Below are 21190 nucleotides of genomic sequence, written 5' to 3'. Positions count from 1 at the left end.
TTGTTGTAAAAGTCCGGCGACGCTATCGGCTGAGGGGCAGGGCTGCTCCTGGGATGACAAACCGCATGCTGTAGGGAACTCCAGGCCTGGATCCCGGAGGGACCGTCCCCGCTACGAGGCAGTGCTCTCCGGCGGCTGAGGCACCCACCCGCTGAGGGCTCAACGAGTCGGGAGCGATGCAAGATGAGACCGCACGCGCCGGCTGAAGTGTGCTGCACAACGCGTGTCTCTCACGAGTGCGGCCAGGTTGTGCCATACGGTCTGGCGAATATCCCTGGGCGTTGTCCGATAATGGCGTGCCAGGGTCTGCTCCACGGCGGCGACGTTGCCGGGCAGTGGCTGAGCGGAGCTGCGGTCGCCGAAGGGGTGGTCGGTCTCGGTCAGCACACGATCGAGCGGGATGGTCTGCAGCAGAGCCGTCTTGCGCGCGGCGGAGACGTTGACGGAGAAGTAACAGCCCAGGCGGACGGCACGGGCGGTCTGTTCCGGGGCGCCGAGCCACCAGTGGAGGACCATGCCAGGGGCCGGGGCACGTTCGAGTTCGTCGAGCACCTGCTCGCAGGCGCCGTAGCTGTGGATGCTGGCGATGCGCGGGGTGCGCTCCAGGACGCCGAGGACACTGCGGAGAGTGGTCTGCTGGCGCTCGAGCGGGACTCGGCTCTTGCCGTCGAGTCCGATCTCGCTGACTAGGGGGGTGTGGGCAATCAGCTGGGTGAAGGTGTCGGGGTCGAATGCGGTGTGGCTGCGGGCGAGTCCGGGATGAGCGCCGACTCCCCAGATGATCCGGTCGTCGTGCCGCTGGACGGCCTCAGTGGCCTCGGTCAGGGAGCGGGTGGCGGCGAAGATGACGGCGCCCAAGCCGGCGAGGTCGTCGGCCGGGACGCTGGTGTCGATGTGTGCGTGCAGGTCCAGCGGCGGCAGCGCGCTCGTCCTCATGGGTACAGCAGCTCCAGTTCTGCGACACCCCGCCTGCACAGGTCGTAGGCTTGGCGGGTGGGGTAGTCGGAGGGCAGGTTCAGGGTGGTGATGTCGGCTGGGCGCAGGCCGCGGGCGAGGAAGGTGCGCAGTGAGGGTTCGACCGACTTGCCGGTCAGGTAGGCGCTGAGGTTCGCGTCGTGGCGGGTGTGGAGGTAGTCGGTCGTGTCCTCGATCTGGGCAGCGCGGAAGGAAGCGCGGCGCAGCAGGCAGCCGAAGCACACGCCGCAGTGGGTGCGTACGGGAACGCGGTGGGTGCGGTGTCCGGTGTGGGCGCAGGAGTGGGTGTTACTGAGCAGCCGGGTGGCAGCGGTGGGGCCGACCAGTTCGGCGGCCCGGGTGAACATTTCGCCTTTGGTGTGGGCGGCGAAGGGGTTGTGGATGTGTGCGTGGGCTCCGGCGTCGTGGGCGATGGTGGCCAGGGTCTGCAGGAAGAGTGGGTGGGTGGTGCGGGTGGATACGGCGCCGCGCTGGTCGGCAGTGAGCGGCACGTTGAGGGAGGCGAAGCCGTTCTCCGGGATCCACAGCGGGACCCTTTCCACTGCTGCGGCGGCCAGGCCGAGGGCGAGGAAGAGCAGGGAGCGGGTGCGGGTGGAGTACTCGTTGGGCAGCTTCGTGCCGGTGGGCTGATGGCTTTTGCGGGAGAAGCGCAGGGCCTGGTGGGGTTGTGGGGGGCCGTCGATGAGGTGGGCGATGGTGTCGGCGACGGTTCGCTGGATGGGGGCGAGGGTGGTGGCGCCGACGTGGGAGAGCAGTAGATGCTGCTCGGGTCCGAGGTCGTGGCGGGAGTGCAGGGCGCCGACGGCGGAGTCGGCGCCGCCGCTGAGCAGGACCACTCGCCGGATCCCGGAGTGCGGTGTGTCTTGGATGGTTTCTTGCGGGGTATCGGCGGTGTGGAAGCGGATCGACCATTGGTCTCCGGACAGGAACGCCAGGAGGGCTTCGAGGCGTTCGCGCACCGCAGTCCAGCGGGCCGGGGCGTAGACGGGGACGTCCAGTTCGAAGGTGCGCTGGGTCCAGTTGGAGCGGGCGGCGCGGCGGGGAGCGGTGCGGTCAGCGGCGTAGACCAGGGTAGCCAGGCGGACCAGTTCGATGTTGGGTTCGGGGACGGGGCCCAGGGCTCCCAGCGACGGTCCGAGAGTAGAGACGAAGGAACCGCCCGCCCCGGCGGGCCACCAGAACACGGTGGTGTCGTCGGGCACGGGGCGGGTGGTATCCGCGTCCAGGCGCATGGTGTAGGCGGGCATCAGGGCTCCATCCAGATGGACCGCATCGCGGTGATGCCCTCTTCGACGGCCTGAGTGATCTCGGTGGTGCTGGGACCGGTGATCGTGAGGGAGGCGCGGTCGGCCAGGGCGCGTGCGGTCTCGCGCAGTTGGCGTTCGCCGTCGGCAGTAGCCCAAGCGGGGCGGGAGCCGTCGTTCATCTTCGCCGCGGTCTCGCTGATGACCGCTTCGAAGATGATCAGTGCCAGGGTTTCCCGGACGACTTCGTCGGGGCTGGGGGGTGTGCTGTCGGTGCCGGCTTCCAGGACCCATTGAGCTACCTCGCTGGCGACGAAGCGGCGTTCCTGGTCTTCGATGGTGCCGTCGGCAAGCGGCCCGCAGGCCGCGTCCACGATGCGGCGGGTCCAGTCGATCGGGTCGTCGGCGGCGGCCTGCAGTTGTGCGTAGTCGAGGCCAAGATCCTGCAGAGCCTGCGCGTTGCCGGTGCGGTAGGCGTAGGCCGCGGCCGCGGCACGGCCTGCGGTGCGTGAGGACCGGGCGACGCTGCGCTGCGCCCCTCCCCCGCTACGGCCTCCCCCGGCCCCTCCGGATCCGCCGCCTCCACCGCCGGGGCCGTCGGCGTGGCCGCCGGAAGGGCGGAAGAGGCCGAGGGCAGGGATCAGCTGATCGGTGTTGAGCTGGGGTGGGGGCGCGCCGGGACCGGAGCCGGCCAGAGCGTCGAGCCACTGGGTGATGTTGTGCTGCAGTTGTTTGCTAGCCGGTGTGCCGTTTCCGGTGTAGGAGCCTTTAGTGCCCATCAGCGGCGGTTTCCTGTGGCCAGGGCGATGTCAAGGGTGCGCCCGATCTGATCCTGGCCAGCCGGGACATGGCTCTTCCAGTGCTCCAGCACTCCGCGGAAGACGGGGACGCCGGGCGGAAGGACCAGGATGGTGGCCGGTTCCAGTTCTCGGGCAGGGATGGACTGCAGGAGGCGTGTGGCCCGCTCGGTGGTGGCCGGGTAGGCGGTGGCAATGCGGACCAGACTGCGCACGGCTGCGGTCTGGTCGGTGGGGCGGTCCCGGCCGGCCCGGCCGAGGTATTCGACCAGGCTCAGGGCGTCGTCCTCGCCGAGCGCGGTGATGTCGGCGTCGGTGACTCGGCGCTGGTCGAAGCGCACGCCGGAAAGCAGGTTGGCCGCGATGTCGCGCAGCCGACCGGGCAGTCCGGCGTCGAGGAGCTGCTCGCCGGTGAACGCGGCTGCCAGGTAGAGGTAGGGGGCCAGGTCCACGTCGCCGAGGCTCGGGGGGAGTTTGGCCCATCGGATCAGGTCGTCGTCGAAGGCGACCGGCTCGCTCCCGCCTTCGTCCGGCGACGGCCTCGGTTCCTGATCCGGGGAAGCGGCGTTGTCGGGAGTGGGGTCGGCGTCCTCAGCGGCGGGGGGTTCGGGGGCGGGTCGGCCGGCGGCTGTCTCCAGTCTGGCCATCCGGGAGCGCAGTTCACCGCGGGCCAGCCACCCCAGGACGATAGCGAAGGCGTCGGGCAGCAGCTTCTCCAGCACCATGAGCTTGGCCACGATGTCCGGCTCGAGTTCGATACCGCGATGGCCTGCGACGGACTGGCGCACCCGCAGGTCGTTGAGGAAGCGCTTGATACGGCGGGGACTGCCTTGGAGCTTCTCGTAGAGGATGGGTGTCATCCGTGAGGCAAAGGCCATTTCGGCGAGGATGTCATTGCCGTTCACGGCCTCGGCCAAGTCGTCCAGCAGGCCTTTCTCCAGCCGCAGGTGTACGCAGGCCTCGATGTAGGGGGTGAGTTCCTCGACGGTCAGGCGCTGAGAGAGCTGCAGCAGGACGAGGAATGCCTCGGTGTCGAAGCGGCTCAGGGTGGGCAGCGGCACCGTGGTCTGCACGATCTTGTGCAGGTAGAGGCTGGCCGGTTCCTCGAAGTATCTCTCTTGTGCTGCCTGTTGTCCGCTGCCGGGGTCGGGGAAGCGGGCTCGCAGGGCGTCGGCAACCCGATGCTCGTCGGCGGCGACGACGAAGGCCATCTTCGGCACGGCCAGGAACAGCCGGATGGTCTCCAGCGTGTCCACGACCGTGTCGGGCAGGCAGCGGTCGAGATCGTCGACCAGCACGACCACGCGCCTGAGGTGGCTGAGTTCGGCGGACTCCATCAGTGTGCGGAACTCACTGCGAAATTCGCCGAGTCCGCGTGAGGGCGGGTCTCCTGCGTCGGCATCATCGTTGCTGGGCTCGGTGTTGATCAGGCTGGTGAGGTCGTCGACGGAAGGCAACTGCAGGGTAAGGGACGTCTTGGCCGCCACTTGCAGGGCCTTGGCCCAGTCGACTCGCTGGCGAAGCTTGGTCAGCATCGTCCGGGCGCGGCTGATGCGGCCCTCTGGCTGTTCCTTCTTGGCGAGCTCGGCGGCGACGGCGCTGAGCACCTCGCCGATCAGGGTTTCCTTGGCGCCCACACCCGGGTCGTAGCGCCACGGGTCTGTGCTGATCACGAGAATGGTCGTGTCCGTTGCGGGCGGCTTGGGGGCGAGTTCGTCCTCGATGAGGCGGAGCACGGTGGTCTTGCCACTCCCCCAGGCGCCCGAGACTCCGACGGTCACCGGGTCAAGGGCGTCGTCGAGGACTGCCTGGACCACGGTTTTGGCCACCGCGTCAAAAGACAGAAGATCCAGGCGGGTCGGCTCGTCCGACCACAGCTGTGCAGACATATTGCTCTTGCCCATCCCCAGGGCCTGTGACTATCTCGTCTCAGGCGATACCCGCACCAGCACTGCGCATACGGACGCTCCCGAGCGTGCAGCAAACACACACAATAGTGCTCACTTCATCCTCAACAATAGAAACAGACGCATCCGTTGCGGCCGCCGACGTGGCCGACGCCGACCCGGGGCGGGCGGCGGATGACTGCATCTTCGGTCTGCCTCCCGTGCCGACTCGATTCGGCCATTGCGTGCGTGAAGCCGGGCGCGCCACAGCCGAGAGAGTAGCCGCCAGCCCGCACCCAGTACGCCAGTGCGTCGATCAACTCACGCCGCGGATGCTTGCGCGGGCGCTCGCCCGGCATCGCGGGCGGCACCAGCGGTTCGAGCACCGCCCATCCGACATCGGAAAGATCCGTAGGGTACCCCCCGCCGTTCGGCCACACCCGCCTCCCCATAGTGCAGGGCCTGCTAGCTCGCCTGTCCTTGCTGGCACTTAGCAGATACCTACTAACTCCATTGCTGTTACGGTCTGTTACGCGACAACGCTCAAGGTGCAGCGCCAGGCTGTCGGCAAAACGGCACGGTGGGTTAGGCGCCACTGTCACGCCGGCGGCGCCTCCAGCCCGTTACCTGCCTACTCCAGGTAAATTCCGGCGAACGCACCGTCGAAGCCGAGCGCGGCCAAGCCCGCCTCGACACTCGCGTAGGTCGTCCCGTGCGGGCCGCCGACCAGGGCGTCGAAGTCGGCGCGGCTGATCTCGGGCTCGAGCCACTGGTTGCCGCACCGGCAGCGGAACCAGACGTTGCGCCCATGGTTGATGAGCAGCCAGTCGCGTCGGGCACGGCAGGCGGAGCACATCACGGGGATGCCGCCGAGAGCGAGTTCGCGTGAGTGGCCGACGCAGCGAATCGCCCCGGGTCCGTGGGCGGGCCGGGTCTCGGCCTGGAGCTGCAGCAGGGGGTCGGTACCAGTGGGGAGGACGGGCAGCGCGGGTGCCGGCTCCGTGGTGCGGGTGGTGGTTCTGAGCACGAGCGTCATCTCCCGGTTTTGGGTCCTGTCTTCATCCGTAACAGCCGGTAGACCGGCTGTCCATACATTTCGCGGCGTCCGTCGGTCGGTGATCGGCTACCGGTTCGACCTGGTCAGCGACCCGGCGAGCGGCGGTTGGGGTCTTGAACAGTCCCGAGCGGTACGGCTGCCGTCGCGTTCCGTTCGCTCGTGCGGCTGCTCGGCGTGGTGGCCTGGCGAGTGGCGACCTGCGGACGACGGGCACCTTCGCCCGGGTGTGCCGGGAGCTGGGCGATGCGCCGCAGACGCCAGACCAGGACGTCGTTCACGTCCTCGGCGCTGTCGAGTTCGCGCATGTCGATGGCCTGGCGCAGGAGGGCTTCGGCGTCGTGGCCTGCCCGCTCGGCCTGGGCGAGGGTGGCGATCAAGGCGTCGGTCCTCGCTTCCGTGCCTCCTGCCCGTACGACCTTCTCCGGCAGGACTGCGCGAAGGGTGGCTTCGTGCGTGCGGCGCTGGGCTTCTGGAAGGGCTCGGCCTTGGTCGTGCAGCACGCGCATCGGGGTGGCGGCGGCCTGCCGGTAGGCGGTGCGCAGGTGCGCGGCGGCTTGGCGGGAGGCGTGGGCCTGCTGGGCGTGTCCGCGTGCGGAGTGCCAGCGGGCGGCGGCGAGGGTGACGAGGACGAGGGTGGAGACGAGCATGGCGGTGGTGCCGCCGTCCTCGCCCCGGCCGAGCGCTCCGCCGGCCTGGACGATGCCTCGGGCGGCTGAGCGGAGGGCTCGGGTGTCGGCGCGTTCGGCGCGGACGTGGCTGCGGGTCGCCCGCTCGAAGGCGCGAGCTGCGGCGGTCAGCTCGGCGCGGGTGGTGGCCGGTGAGGTCTGGGCCACCGCGTCGAGGAATTCTCCGACGCCGACGAGCTGGGCGGCGGCCTGGCCGTCCTCGTCGCGTTCCAGGAGTTCGGCCGAGCGCTCGGCGATGACGGTGGCGTTGCGTCGTTGACGGGCGGGCGGTGACCAGTTCGTCCGGTCAGCGGCGACCGCGGGCGCGCTCGGCTCGGCGGCCCCGTCGGTGAGGCGTAGGCGGATCTTCGGAAGGGAGAGGTCGGAGGCCAGTTTGGAGCCGGGGTACCAGACCGGGTCTCCGTCGCGGTTGCGGTCGCCGGGCAGGGCCACGTTGTAGCCGAGCGCGTCACCGGACGGAGTGTGCCGCAGCTTCACGCGCACCCCCGCCGCGCGGAGCCGCGTGAGGAACTCCTCCTCCGAATCCGCTCCCGCCACGGCTCGACGGACGGCCTCCCGGAGCGTCTCGCGCGAGGTCTCCGGGCGGCCGGTGCGCTCGGCCTTGAACTTCTCGGCGCTGCTGGGATTCTTCGCTGCGGTGCCGTCGCCGGCGTTCAGGCGCCGCAGGCCCATCTCCTTCTCGATGCGGCGGCATTCGGCCTGGGCCTTGTTGAAGTCGTAGTTCAGGCGTGGGTTACGCAGGTCGCCGCGTACGAGGGTGGCGACGATGTGGATGTGGTCCTCCGCGTGGCAGACGGCGATCCACCGGCAGCCGTCGGGATCACCGTCCGGGGCGATGCCGGTGGCGTGGACAATGCGCTGGGCGACGGCGTTCCACTCCTCGTCGTCCAGCCGCCGGTCCCCGGGGGCGGTGCGGACCGAGCAGTGCCAGACGTGCTTGGCGGGCGCGCGGTCGCCGGCCTGCTTGACTCGCAGGTCCAGGGCGGCGGTGAGCCGGGCGAGGGTGACCTTCGGGTCGGGGTCGAGGCCGGTGTCGCGGCCGGGGTCGGGGGCGAAGCCGTCCCAGGAGCCGACGAGGTGTGCGTCGGTGTGCTCCTCGCGCCGTCCGGGGCCGTACAGGTAGACGAGGAGGCCGTGGGTGCGGGAGCCGCGTCCGATGTCGGGAACCATCACAGCCGCCTGGTCACCAGGTCGTTCGCTGCGTCATCGACTCGGGCGAGAAGTCCGGTCAGCGTGCCCAGCGCGTGTTCGAGTTCACCGGCGCGCGGATGGCCACCGCTGTTGAGGACGAAGGCGATCTGGTTGATGTTGTTGCCGATCCGGGCCAGCGCGGTGCGCAGTGCGGCGAGTTCGTCGATGGCGGCGTCGAGCTGGTCGTTGCTGTGCACGGCGGCGTGTCCGCGGGCGGCGCTCAGGCCGGCGGTGGCGAGGAAGCGGGCGACGGTGACGCCGCGCTGGGTGGCGGCGTCGGTGATCTCGGATTTCTCGGTGTCGGAGAGGCGGGTGGTCGTCTTGCGGGCGCGCTCGCTCGGGTTGCGGCTGCGGCGGCGCGGGGTGCGGTCGGGGAAGGCGGGCGTGCTCGGGCTCGTCTGCTCGGGGTCGGCAGGGTCGTCTGCTTCTCCCCCGGTGACCGGCGCCCCCTGGTGCCGGTTGCCTGGCTGGTCCCCGCGCGCCCTCGCGCGGGGACCCGCCGGGCTTCCCCCGCCCTCCTGGGCGGGGGCAAGTGCGTACGTCGGGCCGTAGGACCGTCGTACGCGATAGCTTGCTCCGCCAGGAGCCGTGGTGGGGGCACGCTGCTGTCCAGCGGAGGTGGCCACCGGGTCGTTGGTGTTCACCGGCTCGTCTCCGGGTCCTGCTGCTGGATTTCGCGGACGAGTTCCTCGATCCAGTCCATGGCCAGGACGGGGTGGTGCAGGGTCCAGGGCCGGTCGTGCTGCTCGCGTTGCACGATCCAGGTGGTGTCGGGGCCGGACTGGGCGCGGTGGAGGTGTCCGTGCTGGTGCAGGACGGTCAGCCAGGAGTCGACTTCGGCGGGCGTGGCCGGGTGAGTGCGCATCGGATGCTCTCCGCTTCTGCTGTGGCGGGATGTCTCGGAGACATGCGGAGTGGGTGACCGGCCGGGGTGACCGACTCGGTCACCCACTCCGTGGAGGTTCGGTCAGGGCCGGGAGGAAGTGACCGGCTGGCGGTGCTGCTCGCGCAGCTGGGCCATCAGCGCGGTCAGGGTGTCGCTGGACAGCGGGATCTGCTGACCTCGGATCGCCTGGGCGACCACCTTGCGGGTGAGTTTGTCCTCGGCCCTGACCGCCGACCGGGCGATCTTCAGCAGTTCCTCGGTGTCCGGGTCAGGTCGCCGGTCACCAGTCGGCTGAGCAGCCCGGTCAGTGACCGGCGGCGAGGTGACCGGCGGGGCACTGACCGCCGCCGGGCTGCCCTGGCCATCACCGACCGGGGCAGCGCTGTCGGGGCGGTCAGCGCCCGTCCGCCCCTTGTCCACCTGTCCCGGCAGGTCAGGGGCACCGTGCCTCCGGTTGTGGTGGTCGGTGACCGACTGGCCGTTGGCCGCCGGGGTCGAGTCCCCGGTCACTGACCGGGTGGCGGTGTCCTCGTTGGTCGGGGACAGCGGCAACCGGTCGGTCAGAGCAGTGACCGACTGACCGGGCTCGACCTGACCGACCGCTGACCGCTGCTGACCGGCCCGGTCGGTCCGGGTGACCTCGATGGCCTCGCCCCGGTCAGTCTGACCGAGGTGACCGGGCTCACCGAGGTTCTGTCGGTCAGCGTCCGTGACTGGGCCCCGGGCGATGAGGATGTAGAGGTGGACCGCTCCGGCCAAGGCCAGCGGGGCGATGGTGGAGAGCACCGCGACCACCGCGTCGCCGAGCCGGAGGCTGGTGCCGGCGACCGTGTCCTGGTTGATGCGGACCGCGTGGAGGGCATTGGCCCAGATGCTGGCGGCGGTGGCCGTGCCGAAGAGGGCCCAGACGTAGAGCCGGGCGCGCAAGGGCGCGTTGCGCAGGACTAGGAGGGCTCGGATGCCGTACGCGATGAACCCGTCGATCACCAGGGGGAACAGGTAGGTAAGGAAGCCTCGGATGTGGATGGCGACGGCCATCTGCTGCAGGGCGTCATACGACAGCGCGCATCCCGCGCTCCCGAGGGCCACGACAGCCGCGCGGTCCCACCCGGATATGTGCGCCGTCTTCGGCGCGCTTGCGGTGTTCATGCCGCCGTCCCGAAGTCGTCGCGGATCAGGCGCTCGCCGCTGGTCTCGGGGGGTGGGGTGTTCGTAGTGGGCTGGTTCAGGGTTCGATTGCGCTCGGCCCGGCGGATCTCGCGGTATCGCTTCTTGGCGTGCTCCTCGGTGACCTTCAGAAGCCAGGCCAGGCGCTGCTCGCTCACCCCGTGGCGGTAGGCCGCGTACTCGACCGCACGGCGCTCCGCGTGGGTGAGGTGCACGTCGCGCCCGGCGATGGTGGCGTTGACGCGGCTGTAGTCGAGGCGGCTGGCGAGCTTGTCGTGCAGCGGCCCGCGCTCCTCCTCCGTCAGGCCGCCACGGATCCCGTCGGTGTCACCCCCTTCGAGAGCGGCGTCCAGGCAGGTACGGCGGACCGGGCACTGGCCGCACAGCGCCTTGGCCGTGGCGATCTTGGCAGTCTCGTCGGGTTCGGGGAAGAAGACTTCGGGGTCCACCGGGTGGTACTCGGTGCTCTGGCAGATGGCTTCGGCCTGCCAGGTCTGGTCGCCGAGCTGACGGTGGTGGGCGGGGCCGTTCATCGTGCTGGTCATGCGGGGTGCTCCGATCACTCTCCGCGCGCAGGGGCGTCGGCGGAGAGGTGCGCTGGCGGTAGGCCCCCTCGGACGGCGCTGCGGAGGCGCGGTCCGGCGGGGTGGCCTGTGGGGGGTCAGGCGGCGGCGCTGTGGCGTCTGCGGTCGACGGCCTCGAACTCGGCCCGGTCGGTCATCTCCGCGAGTCGGGAGGCGACGCGGTCACCGAGGTACGAGCGCAGGTCCTTGATCGCCAGGTTGGTCGTGATCAGCGTGGGGAGTTCGTAGTTGTACCGCCGGTTGATCAGCCGGTACGTCACTTCCTCGACCCACTCGCTGGCCTTGGCCGCGCCGAGGTCGTCGATGATCAGGAGCGGGCAGCGGCAGACGGCCGCCAGCTCCCGCTCGCTGTCGACCCCGAGCCGGGGGCGGAGATCGGCGTAGAGGTCGGCGGCGGTGGTCGCGCGCCAGCGCACGCCGACCCCGCTCTCCACGAGCGCTCGGACCGCGCCGTACGCCTGGTGCGTCTTGCCCGCGCCGACGACTCCGGCCATCAGGAGGCTGGGCCCGGTGGTGACCTGCCGCCGGGCTCCCCGGCTGGGGGCGACGGCCGCCTCGGTGACCTCCGCGATCCAGTCCAGGACCCTCGGGTGGTCGGCGACGGCCGCCTGGTAGCGCGGGGGCATCCCGGCCAGGAGGGCGTCGAGCGGGGAGAACGGCTCGGGGTCGTCGGGGAGCGCGGCGGCGTCGGCCGGGTCGATGTTGCGGGCGGCCAGGATCCGGGCCATGCGCTCCAGGGTGCCTTCGTTGCCGAGGAGCTGCGGTTCGCGGTGACGGGTGTGCATCACAGCTCCTCGGCGTAGGCGGCGGAAGCGTTGGCCGGGTTGGTCCACGCCTGGTGGGCGGGCACGTTAGGCCGGATTCCCGGCCGCGCCAAACCGCCGGGGCGAGCGTTCATCGCCTCGTTGACCATGCTGGTCAGGACGCTCGGGTGCTTGGGGTTGGCGGTGAAATTCGCCAGCCCGGCTCGGATGTGCACCGGAGCGATGCCCTCGTCTAGGAGCTTCTTGATGATCCGTCCGAGGTGCCCGATCACGTCGCTCGGGGGGCGCTGGTCGCACCCGGCCACGTACTCGCCGACGAGGTCCTTGGCGGAGATGCCGGCTGCGGGCGCTATGCGCCCCGTAGGGACAAGAGATCCAGGATCCAAGATCCTAGATCCAGGCGCCGAGGCTTCGGGGAGGCTTCGGGGAAGGTTCGGGGAGCCTTCGGATACAACCCTCTGACCTGGACTTTTAACCTTGTCCGGCCCGGGTGCGCTGATGGCTTCGGCGGCGGCCTCCGGCCGGTCGGCGGCTGGCCCATCTGACTGGTCCGGCACCGTCGAGGCGGGTACGGCAGGCAGATCGGGGGCTCGGGGTGCCCTCGCCGAGGTCTCGGCGAATCCTCGGGGAGTAGTGGGCGAGCCCTCCGCCCTCCGGGTGCAGGAGACCTTGCACGGTGCGCACCGGTCGGCAGCCTGGTGCTGCGGGCACGAGGGCAGGCGGGACTGGCTCGGCTTGTCGATCTTCTGGTGCTCGGACCAGGTCACGACATGGAGGTAGAGGCGGCCGTCGCATCCGGTGTACCGGCAGATCAGTTCGGCGTTCGCTAGCTGGTGGAGGTCGTCCTCCACGTGGACCGAGGTGTGCTCGGCGCGCAGCGGCCAGAGCAGCCCAGCGATGATCGCGGCGTTGTCCCGGTGGCGACCGTGGTCGTCGGACTGGGTGAGCAGGCCGAAGAAGGTGCGCTCTGCCTCGACGCTCACTTCGGCGAGCGACTCGGAGACGAACGCCTCCGGCTTGATGGTTCGTATCCGCGCCATGTCAGCAGCCCCGACCGGCGGCGACCGGGTCGCTGCGGGTGAGGGTCGCGGCGGCGACGTCGAAGGTGTGCGGCCGAGTCCAGTCCGCCTCCGGCCAGGCTCGCAGGATCCAGCGGGCTGCGACCCTTGCGGTCGTCGGCCCCAGCTCCAGGGGCTCCCCGGCCTCGTCCTTGACGATGGCGTGCGGGTGGGGCCACGCCTCCTTCGGGTCGTTGAGGCTGACCCGGACAGTGGCCGCGCCCGGGATCATGTCTGCGAGCTGGGCGGCGAGGCGGCGCTGGCGGTCGGTATCCGGGCAGGCCGGGGTTCCACTCGGCATGGCGAGCATGCGATACTCCGTTGTTCGTAGGAGTGCGGTGCGGTGGTTCTCGTGCAAAAGCCCCGCCGCCCGCGAGATGTGAATCGGCACTCTTCGGGGTGCCGGCCCGGCGCTTGGGAGTTGGTAGCTCCCGGGCGCCGCTCTCATCCACCCCGGTGGGCGTCACGGCCCCTGTGGGTACATCGCCCCTCCCCTCCTGGCCGGTCCCCGGCCGGTGATCCGCTTGTGCAGGGACCAGAACCGTATGGCGACCGCTGGCACAAGTCCAGCTTCTCCACACCTGCTCCGAACAGGCACGGAACACTGAACTGGACGAACTCTTGGGTCAACGTACACCGCAGTGGCGCCCTTGCGTCAACTGCAATGTCGGCGTGCGAGACGACGCTAGCCATGATCACCACTGGGGTGGATAGGATGGTCGTCATGACGAAGGGTTGGGGATGACCGAGAAGAACGAGCGCACCTTCGCGGAGCTGCTCGACTACCTGTTTCGGGAGGTGCATCCGAAGGGGCGCGGTCCGTACACGTACGCGGAGGTGTCACAGGGGATCCGCGACACCTCGGGCGTGACCATCTCCGCAAGCGCCATCCAGCAGCTCCGCACCGGAACCAACACGAACCCGAAGATGCAGACCATCCGGGCGTTGGCCGGATTCTTCGGGGTGAACCCGGGCTACTTCTTCGACGGGGAAGAGGCCGAACGGCAGCGTGCAGAGATCCAGGTGATTGCCGCCATGCGCGACCAGGGGGTGCGCCGGGTCGCCTTGCGCGCCAACGGGCTCAGCACGTCGAGCCTGCACATGCTGAACACCGTGATCGACCAGGCTCGCCGACTGGAGGGAATGCCGGAGGAGTCGGACGACTCCGGGCTGCTCGACGACGAATGAGTTCAGTGCCGCCCGAACCGCGACATGCGGCCCTCCGTCGCGGTCAGACGGCATCGCTTCCGTGGCGGCCTTCCAGCAGCACGATCACTCGGAGGAGGTCGCTGCGCATCGGTCGCAGGGCGACGATGCGGACAGCAACTTCCCGTCCTTGGTGATACGGAATCCTGAGCCGGCGCAGAGCACCGTGGGAGTGCTCGACCATCTCGCGACGATCCCACATCTGTCGCGCGGCTGGCGATCCCGCGAGGATGTCGCGCTCCAGTTGCCGCAGGGCCTCGCTCTTCGGGTGGTGAGCCCGCTCATAGCGGATCTGCCCGAGAAATGGGCGGGCCCAGTCCTGTTCCCAGTTCACGAGATGCTCACGAGCCTCCGGCTCCAGAAAAGCCCATCGCATCTGATTGGCCTGATAGGCAGCCCACGGAAACCAATCAAGCAGCGGCTCGTTGTAGCTGATCACGTTCCATGCGAGATCCGTGGCGAAGGCGGGAGCGGGGGACTGATTGTCCAGGAACTGCTGGAGCAGCACCTCGTCCACATCTGTTGCCGCGTCCACATCCGGCATTGAGGCAAGTGCCGGCGGACGACCGACCGCCCTCAGGTACAACGCGCGACGCTCTGCCGGGCTCAGCCTCAGCGCCGACGAGAGCCGATCGAGGAAGTCGGCCGAGTACTTGGCCTCGTTGCCGCGCTCCAGTGCGCCGTACCAACGTTCGCTCACTCCGGTCAGACGAGCCACGTCACGCTGCGTCAGCCCTTTACTCCTGCGCCCTGAGGCTGCCAGGCCCATAATCGCGCGCGGATCCGTGCGGCTCCGCCATGATCGCAGCAGCTCAGGCAGGGACTCGCCGTCAGGTTCGTCGCCCTCGACCTGCCCACCCCGAGAGTCCATGGCCCGAAATTAGATCTCATGATGAAGTGACATGCATCACAACACGCCCCGAAACAGCATCAAGAGATCACGAAACGGTCATCCAGCGTAGTCAGACATAACGGGTAGTCGATCGTTCAACCATCTGTGGCGTGCGCCACAGCGGCCCGCGATCACGGGCTTCACCCACTGTCGATCAAGGTCGCAGGAATCCTCCAGCCTGGCACTCTTCCATCCTCCTCACAGGGATCGAGTCACCATCCGTAACCGGAACTCACACTTCCGGGAAGCGTGAGTTCCCCCTTCTTCTTGGCATCCTCTTGGCTGTCGCTCAGTAGCAAGTTGGTGCACAGCCGAGACCGAGGGGGGATTGCCATGCCCTTGCCAGATATCGACGAGAGTCGACTGCGCAAATCATGTGAGGAGCAGGTCGATCTCCTGCACCTACCGCATCGCTTCAGCACGCGCGAACTGCGCGAGGCGATAGCCGCCCTTCGCGGGAAACCGATCATCCTGAAACCGTTGAGCACGCTCGGTGCTGTCGAAGCACCCTGTGGCATAAGGATCGAGACGCCGTCCGCCGACCTCCTCTATTACGAGGAAGGCACGTCCGTCCACCACCAGCGACACATACTCACGCACGAACTGTGCCATGTGTTCTGCGACCACCCCGGAAGCCTGCAGGTCGACGCGGATACGGCACAGGCTCTCGGGGTGCACCCCACGCTGGTGATGCGCATGTCGGGACGCACGAGTTACTCGACGGCCGACGAACGCGAAGCGGAAATGATGGCGACGGTTATCCGCCAGCGCATCTACCGTGAACGCGAATCCCCTTCTCATCAGCCGACGAGGGGATCGGACAGCTGGGACGCGCTTTTCTCCCAGCCCATTAAGAAATCTCGGTTCCACTCACGATGAATTCCGTCTTCCTTGGCATGGCCTGCCTGCTCGCAGCGGCTGCCGCCTACTGGGTCCTCGGTAGAGGGACGCCCCGTCCGACCGGCACATGGGCCATGTGCGCGCTCCTCGGCTCGTTCGCCCTGGCCTTCGCCACCTACGCCCCGCTGTTCGAGAACGCCGTTGAGGGCGTCGTGCCGCACGTCGCCCGGCTGCTGAGCAACTGTGCTTCCCTGGCCGCCGCCACAGCGGTCCTGGCTATCTCCTTCCAGCTCAACCTGGAACCCGCGGAAGCGCAACGGCGAGTCCGGCTGCGTCTCGTCCTCTTCGCCACGTCCGCCCTCGGCATGACCGTGCTGTTCACGTACGAGCAGATGACGCATCGCTCTCCGCAGATGTATGCGCTCTACCTGCTGCTTTTCATCTCCTACCTCGGTTTCGCCATCGTCGACTTCCTGGTGCAGGCCGTAAGCCAGTCAAGGTCGACCCGCCGCAACAGCGTCCGGATAGGTCTGCGCATGGCGGCAGCAGGGTGCGTCTTCGCACTGGTCTACGCGGTGTACAAGCTGACGGTCCTCATCTCCCTGGGCCTGGGCTTCCACCTGGTGTCCGACCATTCGGAGTGTTCGTCGCTCGTGTCTACGCCGTGCGTCTTCAGCGTGACGTCTCCGGCGCTCGCCGTCCTGCTGATCTGCGTCGGTCTCACCCTGCCGGCTGTCGTCTACCCGCTCAGCCAGGCCCGACGTCGCCGCTGGGAGGCACAATCCTTCGAAGCCCTCGGTTCTCTCTGGCAGGACCTGTCCGCCGCGATGCCGAATATCGACCCGGCCTTCGACGAGGCCGCTTCGAACGACTCGGACTTCCTGCTCCAACGTAGGGTCATCGAGATCAACGACGGCATCCTCGCCCTTCGTCCATACCGGTCCCGCAGGGTGCAGGAGGTGGCCCAGGGCACTTTCGACGCTGGAACAGAGGCGGGAGCCGCAGCGGTCGAGGCGGCTGTCGTGAAGGCAGCGCTGGCCGCTTCGAAGGCCGGCCGGTACGCCGACAAGGTTGCCCTGCCGTCGGCGGAGGCAGCCTCCCGCAAGGACCTCCGTGCGGACACGGAGTGGCTCCTCCTGGTGGCCGACGCCTACGCGCACCGGGTTGGGCGTGTCGCCGATGACAGTCAGCCAGAGCCGGTTGGAGCCTGATGGCATGACCGACCCGACTCAAGACCCCCGTTTTCTCCAGGACCCCTACCCCACCTATGCGGCCATGCGGTCCAGGTGCCCGGTGCAGTCCGTGCCCACTGGGTCCGGTGGGCACATCAGCTACCTGGTCACCGGCTACGCGGAAGCGAGGGAAGCTCTCCGCGACGCACGGCTCTCGAAGGACACGGCCGCCTTCTTCGCGGGCAAGGGGTCACGGCGTCGACTACACCCTGCGGTGGCGCACACAATGCTGGCCAGCGACCCGCCCCAGCACACCCGCCTCCGCAAGCTGGTGACCAAAGCGTTCACGACCGGGGCCGTCGCGGAGCTGCGTCCGTTCATTGCCCGGGTCACCGACGAGTTGCTGGATCAGTGGCCCGTCGGCGAGCGGTTCGACTTCGTGGCCGGCCTGGCGGTACCGCTACCAGTCATCGTGATCTGCGAGCTGCTCGGAGTCCCAGAGGGGGACCGACCCGACGTCCAACGCTGGTCAGAAGAACTGTTCGCGGCAGGCAAGTCCGACGTCATCGACGCGGCCTCGCATTCCATGGCTGACTACATGACGAGCCTCATCGCCGCCAAGCGCCTGGACCCTGGTGCTTCTCTTCTTGACCGACTCATCTCGGCGCGCGACGGAGACGACCATCTAAGCGAGGAGGAGCTGGTCTCTCTGGCAGTGCTGTTGCTCGTGGCCGGGCACGAGACCACCACCAACTTCTGCGGAAACGCCGCCCTGGCGCTGCTCCAGCACCGTGCCGAGCTGGATCGCCTTCGGAAGAATCCGGACGATGTCCCAGCCGTGCTGGACGAGCTGCTTCGGTTCGATTCCCCCGTCAGTACAGCGACCTTTCGGTTCACCACGGAGGCCGTCACGCTCGGCTGTACCGATATCCCTGCCGGTGTCCCGGTGCTGGTCGCTCTTGGAGCCGCCAACCGCGACCCAGAGCGGTTCCCGTCGCCGGACCTGCTCGACTTGGACCGAGACGCCGCCGCTCATCTCAGCTTCGGCCATGGCATCCACCGCTGTGTCGGTGCTCCCCTGGCCAAGGCCGAGGTGGAGATCGCCCTCCGAGCGGTACTGACTCGGTTTCCCGGAATCCGGCTTGCCGCGCCAACTGACCAACTGGACTGGCGGCGCACCCGTCTCGTTCGCGGACTGGCAACTCTTCCTGTCCTGGTGTAGCAGGTGGTAAGTACAAGTCATGCTTCTGCGTACTGGGCGAGCAGGATGCTGGCTCGCGCGAGATCGTCTGGAGTGTCCACCGCGACGCCGTCGTCCGTGACAGGCACCATCCGTACAGCGTGGCCGTGCTCGATGAAGCGCAGCATCTCCACTCCTTCTGCGCGCTCCAAGGGCCCCTGCCGAAGTTGCCGGAAGCGCTGGAGAGAGTGGCCAGCGAATCCGTAGAGGCCCAGCTGGCGTGTGTACTTCGGCCGCTCCCCCTTCGGATAGGGAATGGGGTGGCGCGAGAACATCAGGGCGTCGCCCTGAGCGGCGACGACGACCTTGACGACGTTGTTGTCCAGGGCTGCGGCGATGTCGACCAGTTCGGTGTAAGCGTTCACGGCCAGCGTGCCCGGAGGCAGGTGCTCCAGAGCTTCCGAGATGGCGTCGATCGCACCGGGTGCGATGAACGGCTCGTCGCCCTGGACGTTGATGTATCCGTCGGCCGGGAGGCGTTCGGCGACCTCCGCGACGCGGTCGGTGCCGGTGAGGTGCTCCCCGGTGCGGATGCAGTCGATGCCAAGTTCGCGGCACGCCGCTTCGATGCGTTCGTCGTCCGTCGCGACGATGGCTCCGTCGAGGCGTTTGGCCTCCAGGCAGCGCTGGTGGACGTGCCAGAGCAGCGGCATGCCGCCGAGGAGGGCCAGTGGTTTGCCGGGGAAGCGGGAGGCACCCCAGCGGCACGGTATGACGGCGATGTGCCGGCGCCGGCGGGCGACGGTCGGTCGGGCTGTGGTGGCGGCCACGGCGTCCTCCTGGTGGTCGGGTTCGCGGGGGTTCAGGTGAGCTGGGCGAGCTTGGCCCGGACGGTGGGTGAGGCGGTGGTCGCGAACGGCCGCCACTGGTAGCCGTCGACCTCCTCCTCCTGCAGTGTCACCGCGTGATCGGCCCTGAGGTGGAAGGCCCAGCGGAAGTCCACGTGGTGGTGGGTCGGCTCGTTCTTCGACGGGTTCGCGTCGATCGCGTGCACGTCGATGTCGAGGGGGATGTCCTCGTGGCCGGCAAGGGGAACGACGGCGCTGGGCGGGATGCCAGCCTCCTCGTGCAGTTCGCGTAGGGCGGCGTCGCGCAGGAGCTGGTCGGACGGTTCGATGTGCCCGCCGGGCGCCAGAAGTTTTCCGGACGCCTTGTGCAGGATGTGGAGCACGTGTCGTTCACCGTTGATGAGGATGGCGCTGCAGGTCACGTGGGCAGGGAAGGTCTTGCGGCTGGTGGGATCGTCCGAGCCCGCGAGCACGGCGAACAGCATCGTCAGGGAGGCGCGCTCGTCCGGGTGGCGGGCGACGTACGCCTCCGTGACGGCGCGGACGTGGTCGGTGGAGAGTGGCAACGGGGTCACCTTTCGAAGTGGCGGAGCCAGGTTCTGGCGATGGTGTCGCGGTCGGCCGTCGGCATCTCGTGCAGTCCGGGTTGGAATCGCGCGTGGCTGAGCGCGGCGGTGGCGGCGAGTATCTCGGCTTGGACGAGGTGGATGTAGGTGCCGACGGCGGCGCCGTGCACGAAGTTGACGGCACCGCCGTCGGCGAGAACGTAGAAGTAGTGGCCGGTGACCTCGTAGCGGGTCAACTGGGGCCCGACGGGATGGCGTTCGAAGAGGTCTTCGAGGCTGCCGAGTTCGAGTTCGTCCTCGGAGGAGGTCACCGATCCGAGGTATGCGCCGTTGCGCAGGGCGGCGAAATCCTCGTGCCGGAGGGCGAGATTGCCGGTGGCGCACAGGACGAGTTCCGCGTCGTGGACGGCCTCGGTGGTGGACGCGCTGGTGCGGAACCCGAGGGCGTGCGCCTGTACCCGCTTGACCGCGTCGTTGTCGTACACGGTGACGCGCAAGTCCTGGGCGCGCAGGGTCTGGGCGATCGAGCGGCCGATCTTGCCGAAGCCGATGACGCAGGCGCTGCGGCTCGTGAGGATGTCCCCGCGGGCGCGGACGAGGGCGTCGGTGGAGAACACGATAGACCGGCCGACGAGGTGGTCCTCGCAGTCCTTGAGCGGTGAGCGGGCCACGGACACGACGGGGCACGGCAGCGAGCCGAGGGCCGCGTACCGCTGGTGTCCGTTCTCGGTGTCCTCGACGACGCCGAGGATGCGGCCGGAGAACTTCTCCACGAGGGTGTCGAGGCTGGCCGCGAAGTAGCCGCCGATGTCGACCAGGACGATGTCCTGTCCGCCGGCCGTGTCCTCCAGGTAGTGCAGGGTCTGGGTCTCGTCGGTGAACCGCTCCCGGCGCAGGTCGTGGACCGGCAGGGTGCGGCGGACGGTGTCGAGGGTCGGCTGGTGGATCGACCGAGGCTTGGGGAGGACGGCGCCGATCGCGGACACCGCGGCCATGGCGCGCAAGAACGCGGGGCGTTCCGGGAGCAGGTGGGTGATGACCAGCGTTGTGATCGCCTGCCCCGCGGGGAACTGCGCGGTGATCCTCCGGAAGAAGGCATCCAGCCGTGCCCGCTCGGGGGTTTCCATGAGCACTCCTCTGATGATCCGACAGGGTCGCTTATGCGGCGCGGCTGTAGTCCGGCACCGGGGCGGCCAGCGCCTGCATGTGGGCGCGCAGTCCGCTGTGGAGGTCGACGCGCGGCTGCCATCCGAGGACCTCTCCGGCGCGGCCGGGGTCGGCACGCGTGAAGATCACGTCCCCGTTGCGCACGTGGTCCTGGTGGAGCTGGATCTCGCGGCCGGTGAGGCTGTTGGCGATGTTGATCACGTCCAGCAGGGAGGCGTTCGAGCCGCCGCCGACGTTGATGGCACCGTGCGCGTTCGGGACGGTGCCGGCGGCGATCGTGGCGGCGACCACGTCGTCGATGTAGGTGAAGTCGCGGCGCTGGTGGCCGTCTCCGTACAGGCGCAGGGGTTGTCCGGTCAGGGCGGCGTACAGGGCACGGTGGGTGAACATGTCGGCACGCTGGCGGGGGCCGTAGACGGTGAAGTACCGCAGGGCGACGACCTTGGGGCCGACGGGGCGCTCGGCGTAGGCGAGGCAGAGCTGCTCCTCGGCCAGCTTGGTCACGGCGTACGGGGAGGCGGGGTTGGGGCGGTCGGTCTCGCGGCTCGCGTCGCCGTCGGTCGGTCCGTAGACGCTGGACGAGGAGGCGACGACCAGTCGGGGGACGCCGATCCGGGTGGAGGCTTCGAGGACGCGGTGGGTGGCCAACACGTTGGACGCGAGGTAGTCGCCGAACTGCGGTCCCCAAGAGGGCCGTACCCCGGGGATGCCAGCGAGGTGGAAGACGGCGTCGGCGTCGATCAGGAGCGGTTCGATCGCGCAGTGGAGAAGGTCGGCCGTGACGTGGTGGTATCCCTGGCGGCCCCGCAGCGCGGCGAGGTTGGCGGCGGCCGTCGGGTCGGAGGACGGGTCTCGGCGGTCCACGCCGATCACGGTGGTGCCGGCCTGGACGAGGGCGTGGGCGAGGTGGGAGCCGATGAATCCGGCGGAGCCGGTCACCACGGCTCGTCGGGGGGAAGCGTTGGCCGGGGGCTGCTCGTGCTGTGGCACGGGGATCTCCAGAGAGGTGTCGTCAAAGGGGCTG

The 21190-nt window shown here is 68.9% G+C and carries 23 protein-coding genes; 4 read left to right on the top strand and 19 right to left on the bottom strand.

Annotation, left to right across the window (positions count from 1 at the left end):
- Nucleotides 1–159 precede the first annotated feature (159 nt).
- The 14 genes from ACF073_RS05405 to ACF073_RS05340 form a co-directional block, all read right to left on the bottom strand.
- Nucleotides 160–936 (bottom strand): TatD family hydrolase, encoded by a 777-nt coding sequence (locus ACF073_RS05405; protein ID WP_392067026.1) that lies wholly within the window; start codon nucleotides 934–936, stop codon nucleotides 160–162.
- Nucleotides 933–2222, bottom strand: a complete 1290-nt coding sequence (locus tag ACF073_RS05400; protein ID WP_392067025.1) for a 7-cyano-7-deazaguanine synthase — start codon at nucleotides 2220–2222, stop codon at nucleotides 933–935. Before ACF073_RS05400 ends, ACF073_RS05405 begins: the two co-directional genes overlap by 4 nt.
- Nucleotides 2222–2998, bottom strand: a complete 777-nt coding sequence (locus ACF073_RS05395) for a hypothetical protein (protein WP_392067024.1) — start codon at nucleotides 2996–2998, stop codon at nucleotides 2222–2224. The genes ACF073_RS05400 and ACF073_RS05395 overlap by 1 nt, the downstream gene beginning before the upstream one ends.
- Complete coding sequence (locus tag ACF073_RS05390; protein ID WP_392067023.1) at nucleotides 2998–4920, bottom strand: P-loop NTPase fold protein; 1923 nt, start codon at nucleotides 4918–4920, stop codon at nucleotides 2998–3000. Before ACF073_RS05390 ends, ACF073_RS05395 begins: the two co-directional genes overlap by 1 nt.
- Nucleotides 4921–5027: 107 nt before the next feature.
- Nucleotides 5028–5288 (bottom strand): hypothetical protein, encoded by a 261-nt coding sequence (locus ACF073_RS05385; protein ID WP_392067022.1) that lies wholly within the window; start codon nucleotides 5286–5288, stop codon nucleotides 5028–5030.
- A 245-nt stretch (nucleotides 5289–5533) separates the two neighbouring features.
- A complete protein-coding gene (locus ACF073_RS05380; protein WP_392067021.1) occupies nucleotides 5534–5938 on the bottom strand; it encodes a hypothetical protein in 405 nt (134 codons plus the stop codon).
- A gap of 104 nt (nucleotides 5939–6042) precedes the next feature.
- On the bottom strand, nucleotides 6043–7815 hold the full coding sequence (locus ACF073_RS05375) for a relaxase/mobilization nuclease domain-containing protein (RefSeq protein ID WP_392067020.1): 1773 nt from the start codon (nucleotides 7813–7815) through the stop codon (nucleotides 6043–6045).
- Nucleotides 7815–8480, bottom strand: coding sequence for a plasmid mobilization protein (locus ACF073_RS05370; RefSeq protein ID WP_164253277.1), 666 nt, complete (start codon nucleotides 8478–8480; stop codon nucleotides 7815–7817). The genes ACF073_RS05375 and ACF073_RS05370 overlap by 1 nt, the downstream gene beginning before the upstream one ends.
- Nucleotides 8477–8701 (bottom strand): hypothetical protein, encoded by a 225-nt coding sequence (locus ACF073_RS05365; RefSeq protein WP_003972986.1) that lies wholly within the window; start codon nucleotides 8699–8701, stop codon nucleotides 8477–8479. Before ACF073_RS05365 ends, ACF073_RS05370 begins: the two co-directional genes overlap by 4 nt.
- A gap of 102 nt (nucleotides 8702–8803) precedes the next feature.
- Nucleotides 8804–9871, bottom strand: a complete 1068-nt coding sequence (locus ACF073_RS05360) for a DUF2637 domain-containing protein (protein WP_392067019.1) — start codon at nucleotides 9869–9871, stop codon at nucleotides 8804–8806.
- Nucleotides 9868–10434 carry a WhiB family transcriptional regulator gene (locus tag ACF073_RS05355; protein ID WP_164253274.1) on the bottom strand — a complete coding sequence of 189 codons (567 nt, stop codon included), beginning with the start codon at nucleotides 10432–10434 and terminating at the stop codon, nucleotides 9868–9870. The genes ACF073_RS05360 and ACF073_RS05355 overlap by 4 nt, the downstream gene beginning before the upstream one ends.
- Before the next feature lie 116 nt (nucleotides 10435–10550).
- Nucleotides 10551–11258: an ATP-binding protein gene (locus ACF073_RS05350; RefSeq protein WP_392067018.1), complete on the bottom strand. Its 708-nt coding sequence runs from the start codon at nucleotides 11256–11258 to the stop codon at nucleotides 10551–10553.
- Complete coding sequence (locus tag ACF073_RS05345; RefSeq protein ID WP_392067017.1) at nucleotides 11258–12277, bottom strand: hypothetical protein; 1020 nt, start codon at nucleotides 12275–12277, stop codon at nucleotides 11258–11260. Before ACF073_RS05345 ends, ACF073_RS05350 begins: the two co-directional genes overlap by 1 nt.
- A gap of 1 nt (nucleotide 12278) precedes the next feature.
- A complete protein-coding gene (locus ACF073_RS05340; protein WP_392067016.1) occupies nucleotides 12279–12605 on the bottom strand; it encodes a transcriptional regulator in 327 nt (108 codons plus the stop codon).
- A gap of 431 nt (nucleotides 12606–13036) precedes the next feature.
- Between ACF073_RS05340 and ACF073_RS05335 the strand changes: the two genes are divergently transcribed.
- Entirely contained in the window at nucleotides 13037–13483 is a 447-nt protein-coding gene (locus tag ACF073_RS05335) for a Secondary metabolite protein (RefSeq protein WP_164253271.1), read from the top strand.
- Between the two features lie 43 nt (nucleotides 13484–13526).
- Here the strand turns inward: ACF073_RS05335 and ACF073_RS05330 are convergent, their stop codons facing one another.
- On the bottom strand, nucleotides 13527–14372 hold the full coding sequence (locus ACF073_RS05330) for a helix-turn-helix domain-containing protein (RefSeq protein ID WP_392067015.1): 846 nt from the start codon (nucleotides 14370–14372) through the stop codon (nucleotides 13527–13529).
- A 354-nt stretch (nucleotides 14373–14726) separates the two neighbouring features.
- Between ACF073_RS05330 and ACF073_RS05325 the strand changes: the two genes are divergently transcribed.
- Genes ACF073_RS05325 through ACF073_RS05315 form a run of 3 tightly spaced genes read left to right on the top strand, consistent with a single transcriptional unit; the run spans nucleotide 14727 to nucleotide 17627 of the window.
- Nucleotides 14727–15272, top strand: a complete 546-nt coding sequence (locus tag ACF073_RS05325; RefSeq protein ID WP_392067014.1) for a regulator component — start codon at nucleotides 14727–14729, stop codon at nucleotides 15270–15272.
- Nucleotides 15269–16444 carry an MAB_1171c family putative transporter gene (locus tag ACF073_RS05320; RefSeq protein ID WP_392067013.1) on the top strand — a complete coding sequence of 392 codons (1176 nt, stop codon included), beginning with the start codon at nucleotides 15269–15271 and terminating at the stop codon, nucleotides 16442–16444. Before ACF073_RS05325 ends, ACF073_RS05320 begins: the two co-directional genes overlap by 4 nt.
- Before the next feature lie 4 nt (nucleotides 16445–16448).
- Nucleotides 16449–17627 (top strand): cytochrome P450, encoded by a 1179-nt coding sequence (locus ACF073_RS05315; protein ID WP_392067012.1) that lies wholly within the window; start codon nucleotides 16449–16451, stop codon nucleotides 17625–17627.
- Between the two features lie 17 nt (nucleotides 17628–17644).
- Here the strand turns inward: ACF073_RS05315 and ACF073_RS05310 are convergent, their stop codons facing one another.
- Genes ACF073_RS05310 through ACF073_RS05295 form a run of 4 tightly spaced genes read right to left on the bottom strand, consistent with a single transcriptional unit; the run spans nucleotide 17645 to nucleotide 21156 of the window.
- Nucleotides 17645–18415: a 3-deoxy-manno-octulosonate cytidylyltransferase gene (locus ACF073_RS05310; RefSeq protein ID WP_392067011.1), complete on the bottom strand. Its 771-nt coding sequence runs from the start codon at nucleotides 18413–18415 to the stop codon at nucleotides 17645–17647.
- A 32-nt stretch (nucleotides 18416–18447) separates the two neighbouring features.
- Complete coding sequence (locus ACF073_RS05305) at nucleotides 18448–19008, bottom strand: NUDIX hydrolase (protein WP_392067010.1); 561 nt, start codon at nucleotides 19006–19008, stop codon at nucleotides 18448–18450.
- A complete protein-coding gene (locus ACF073_RS05300) occupies nucleotides 19005–20126 on the bottom strand; it encodes an adenosylhomocysteinase (RefSeq protein ID WP_392067009.1) in 1122 nt (373 codons plus the stop codon). The genes ACF073_RS05305 and ACF073_RS05300 overlap by 4 nt, the downstream gene beginning before the upstream one ends.
- Nucleotides 20127–20157: 31 nt before the next feature.
- The gene (locus tag ACF073_RS05295; RefSeq protein WP_392067008.1) at nucleotides 20158–21156 is read right to left on the bottom strand and encodes an NAD-dependent epimerase/dehydratase family protein; all 999 of its coding nucleotides are present in this window, start codon (nucleotides 21154–21156) and stop codon (nucleotides 20158–20160) included.
- Between the last annotated feature and the right edge of the window lie 34 nt (nucleotides 21157–21190).

This window comes from Streptomyces sp. NPDC015171, from assembly GCF_043079545.1.
In the GTDB taxonomy this organism is placed as follows: Bacteria; Actinomycetota; Actinomycetes; order Streptomycetales; family Streptomycetaceae; genus Streptomyces.
This window is presented reverse-complemented; position numbering and strand designations above follow the sequence as displayed.

Bases quoted from the DNA above. Each gene is read 5' to 3' on its own strand.
- ACF073_RS05405 (WP_392067026.1), bottom strand. From the start codon at position 936: ATGAGGACGAGCGCGCTGCCGCCGCTGGACCTGCACGCACACATCGAC.
- ACF073_RS05400 (WP_392067025.1), bottom strand. From the start codon at position 2,222: ATGCCCGCCTACACCATGCGCCTGGACGCGGATACCACCCGCCCCGTG.
- ACF073_RS05395 (WP_392067024.1), bottom strand. From the start codon at position 2,998: ATGGGCACTAAAGGCTCCTACACCGGAAACGGCACACCGGCTAGCAAA.
- ACF073_RS05390 (WP_392067023.1), bottom strand. From the start codon at position 4,920: ATGGGCAAGAGCAATATGTCTGCACAGCTGTGGTCGGACGAGCCGACC.
- ACF073_RS05380 (WP_392067021.1), bottom strand. From the start codon at position 5,938: ATGACGCTCGTGCTCAGAACCACCACCCGCACCACGGAGCCGGCACCC.
- ACF073_RS05375 (WP_392067020.1), bottom strand. From the start codon at position 7,815: ATGGTTCCCGACATCGGACGCGGCTCCCGCACCCACGGCCTCCTCGTC.
- ACF073_RS05365 (WP_003972986.1), bottom strand. From the start codon at position 8,701: ATGCGCACTCACCCGGCCACGCCCGCCGAAGTCGACTCCTGGCTGACC.
- ACF073_RS05360 (WP_392067019.1), bottom strand. From the start codon at position 9,871: ATGAACACCGCAAGCGCGCCGAAGACGGCGCACATATCCGGGTGGGAC.
- ACF073_RS05355 (WP_164253274.1), bottom strand. From the start codon at position 10,434: ATGACCAGCACGATGAACGGCCCCGCCCACCACCGTCAGCTCGGCGAC.
- ACF073_RS05350 (WP_392067018.1), bottom strand. From the start codon at position 11,258: ATGCACACCCGTCACCGCGAACCGCAGCTCCTCGGCAACGAAGGCACC.
- ACF073_RS05345 (WP_392067017.1), bottom strand. From the start codon at position 12,277: ATGGCGCGGATACGAACCATCAAGCCGGAGGCGTTCGTCTCCGAGTCG.
- ACF073_RS05340 (WP_392067016.1), bottom strand. From the start codon at position 12,605: ATGCTCGCCATGCCGAGTGGAACCCCGGCCTGCCCGGATACCGACCGC.
- ACF073_RS05335 (WP_164253271.1), top strand. From the start codon at position 13,037: ATGACCGAGAAGAACGAGCGCACCTTCGCGGAGCTGCTCGACTACCTG.
- ACF073_RS05330 (WP_392067015.1), bottom strand. From the start codon at position 14,372: ATGGACTCTCGGGGTGGGCAGGTCGAGGGCGACGAACCTGACGGCGAG.
- ACF073_RS05325 (WP_392067014.1), top strand. From the start codon at position 14,727: ATGCCCTTGCCAGATATCGACGAGAGTCGACTGCGCAAATCATGTGAG.
- ACF073_RS05320 (WP_392067013.1), top strand. From the start codon at position 15,269: ATGAATTCCGTCTTCCTTGGCATGGCCTGCCTGCTCGCAGCGGCTGCC.
- ACF073_RS05315 (WP_392067012.1), top strand. From the start codon at position 16,449: ATGACCGACCCGACTCAAGACCCCCGTTTTCTCCAGGACCCCTACCCC.
- ACF073_RS05300 (WP_392067009.1), bottom strand. From the start codon at position 20,126: ATGGAAACCCCCGAGCGGGCACGGCTGGATGCCTTCTTCCGGAGGATC.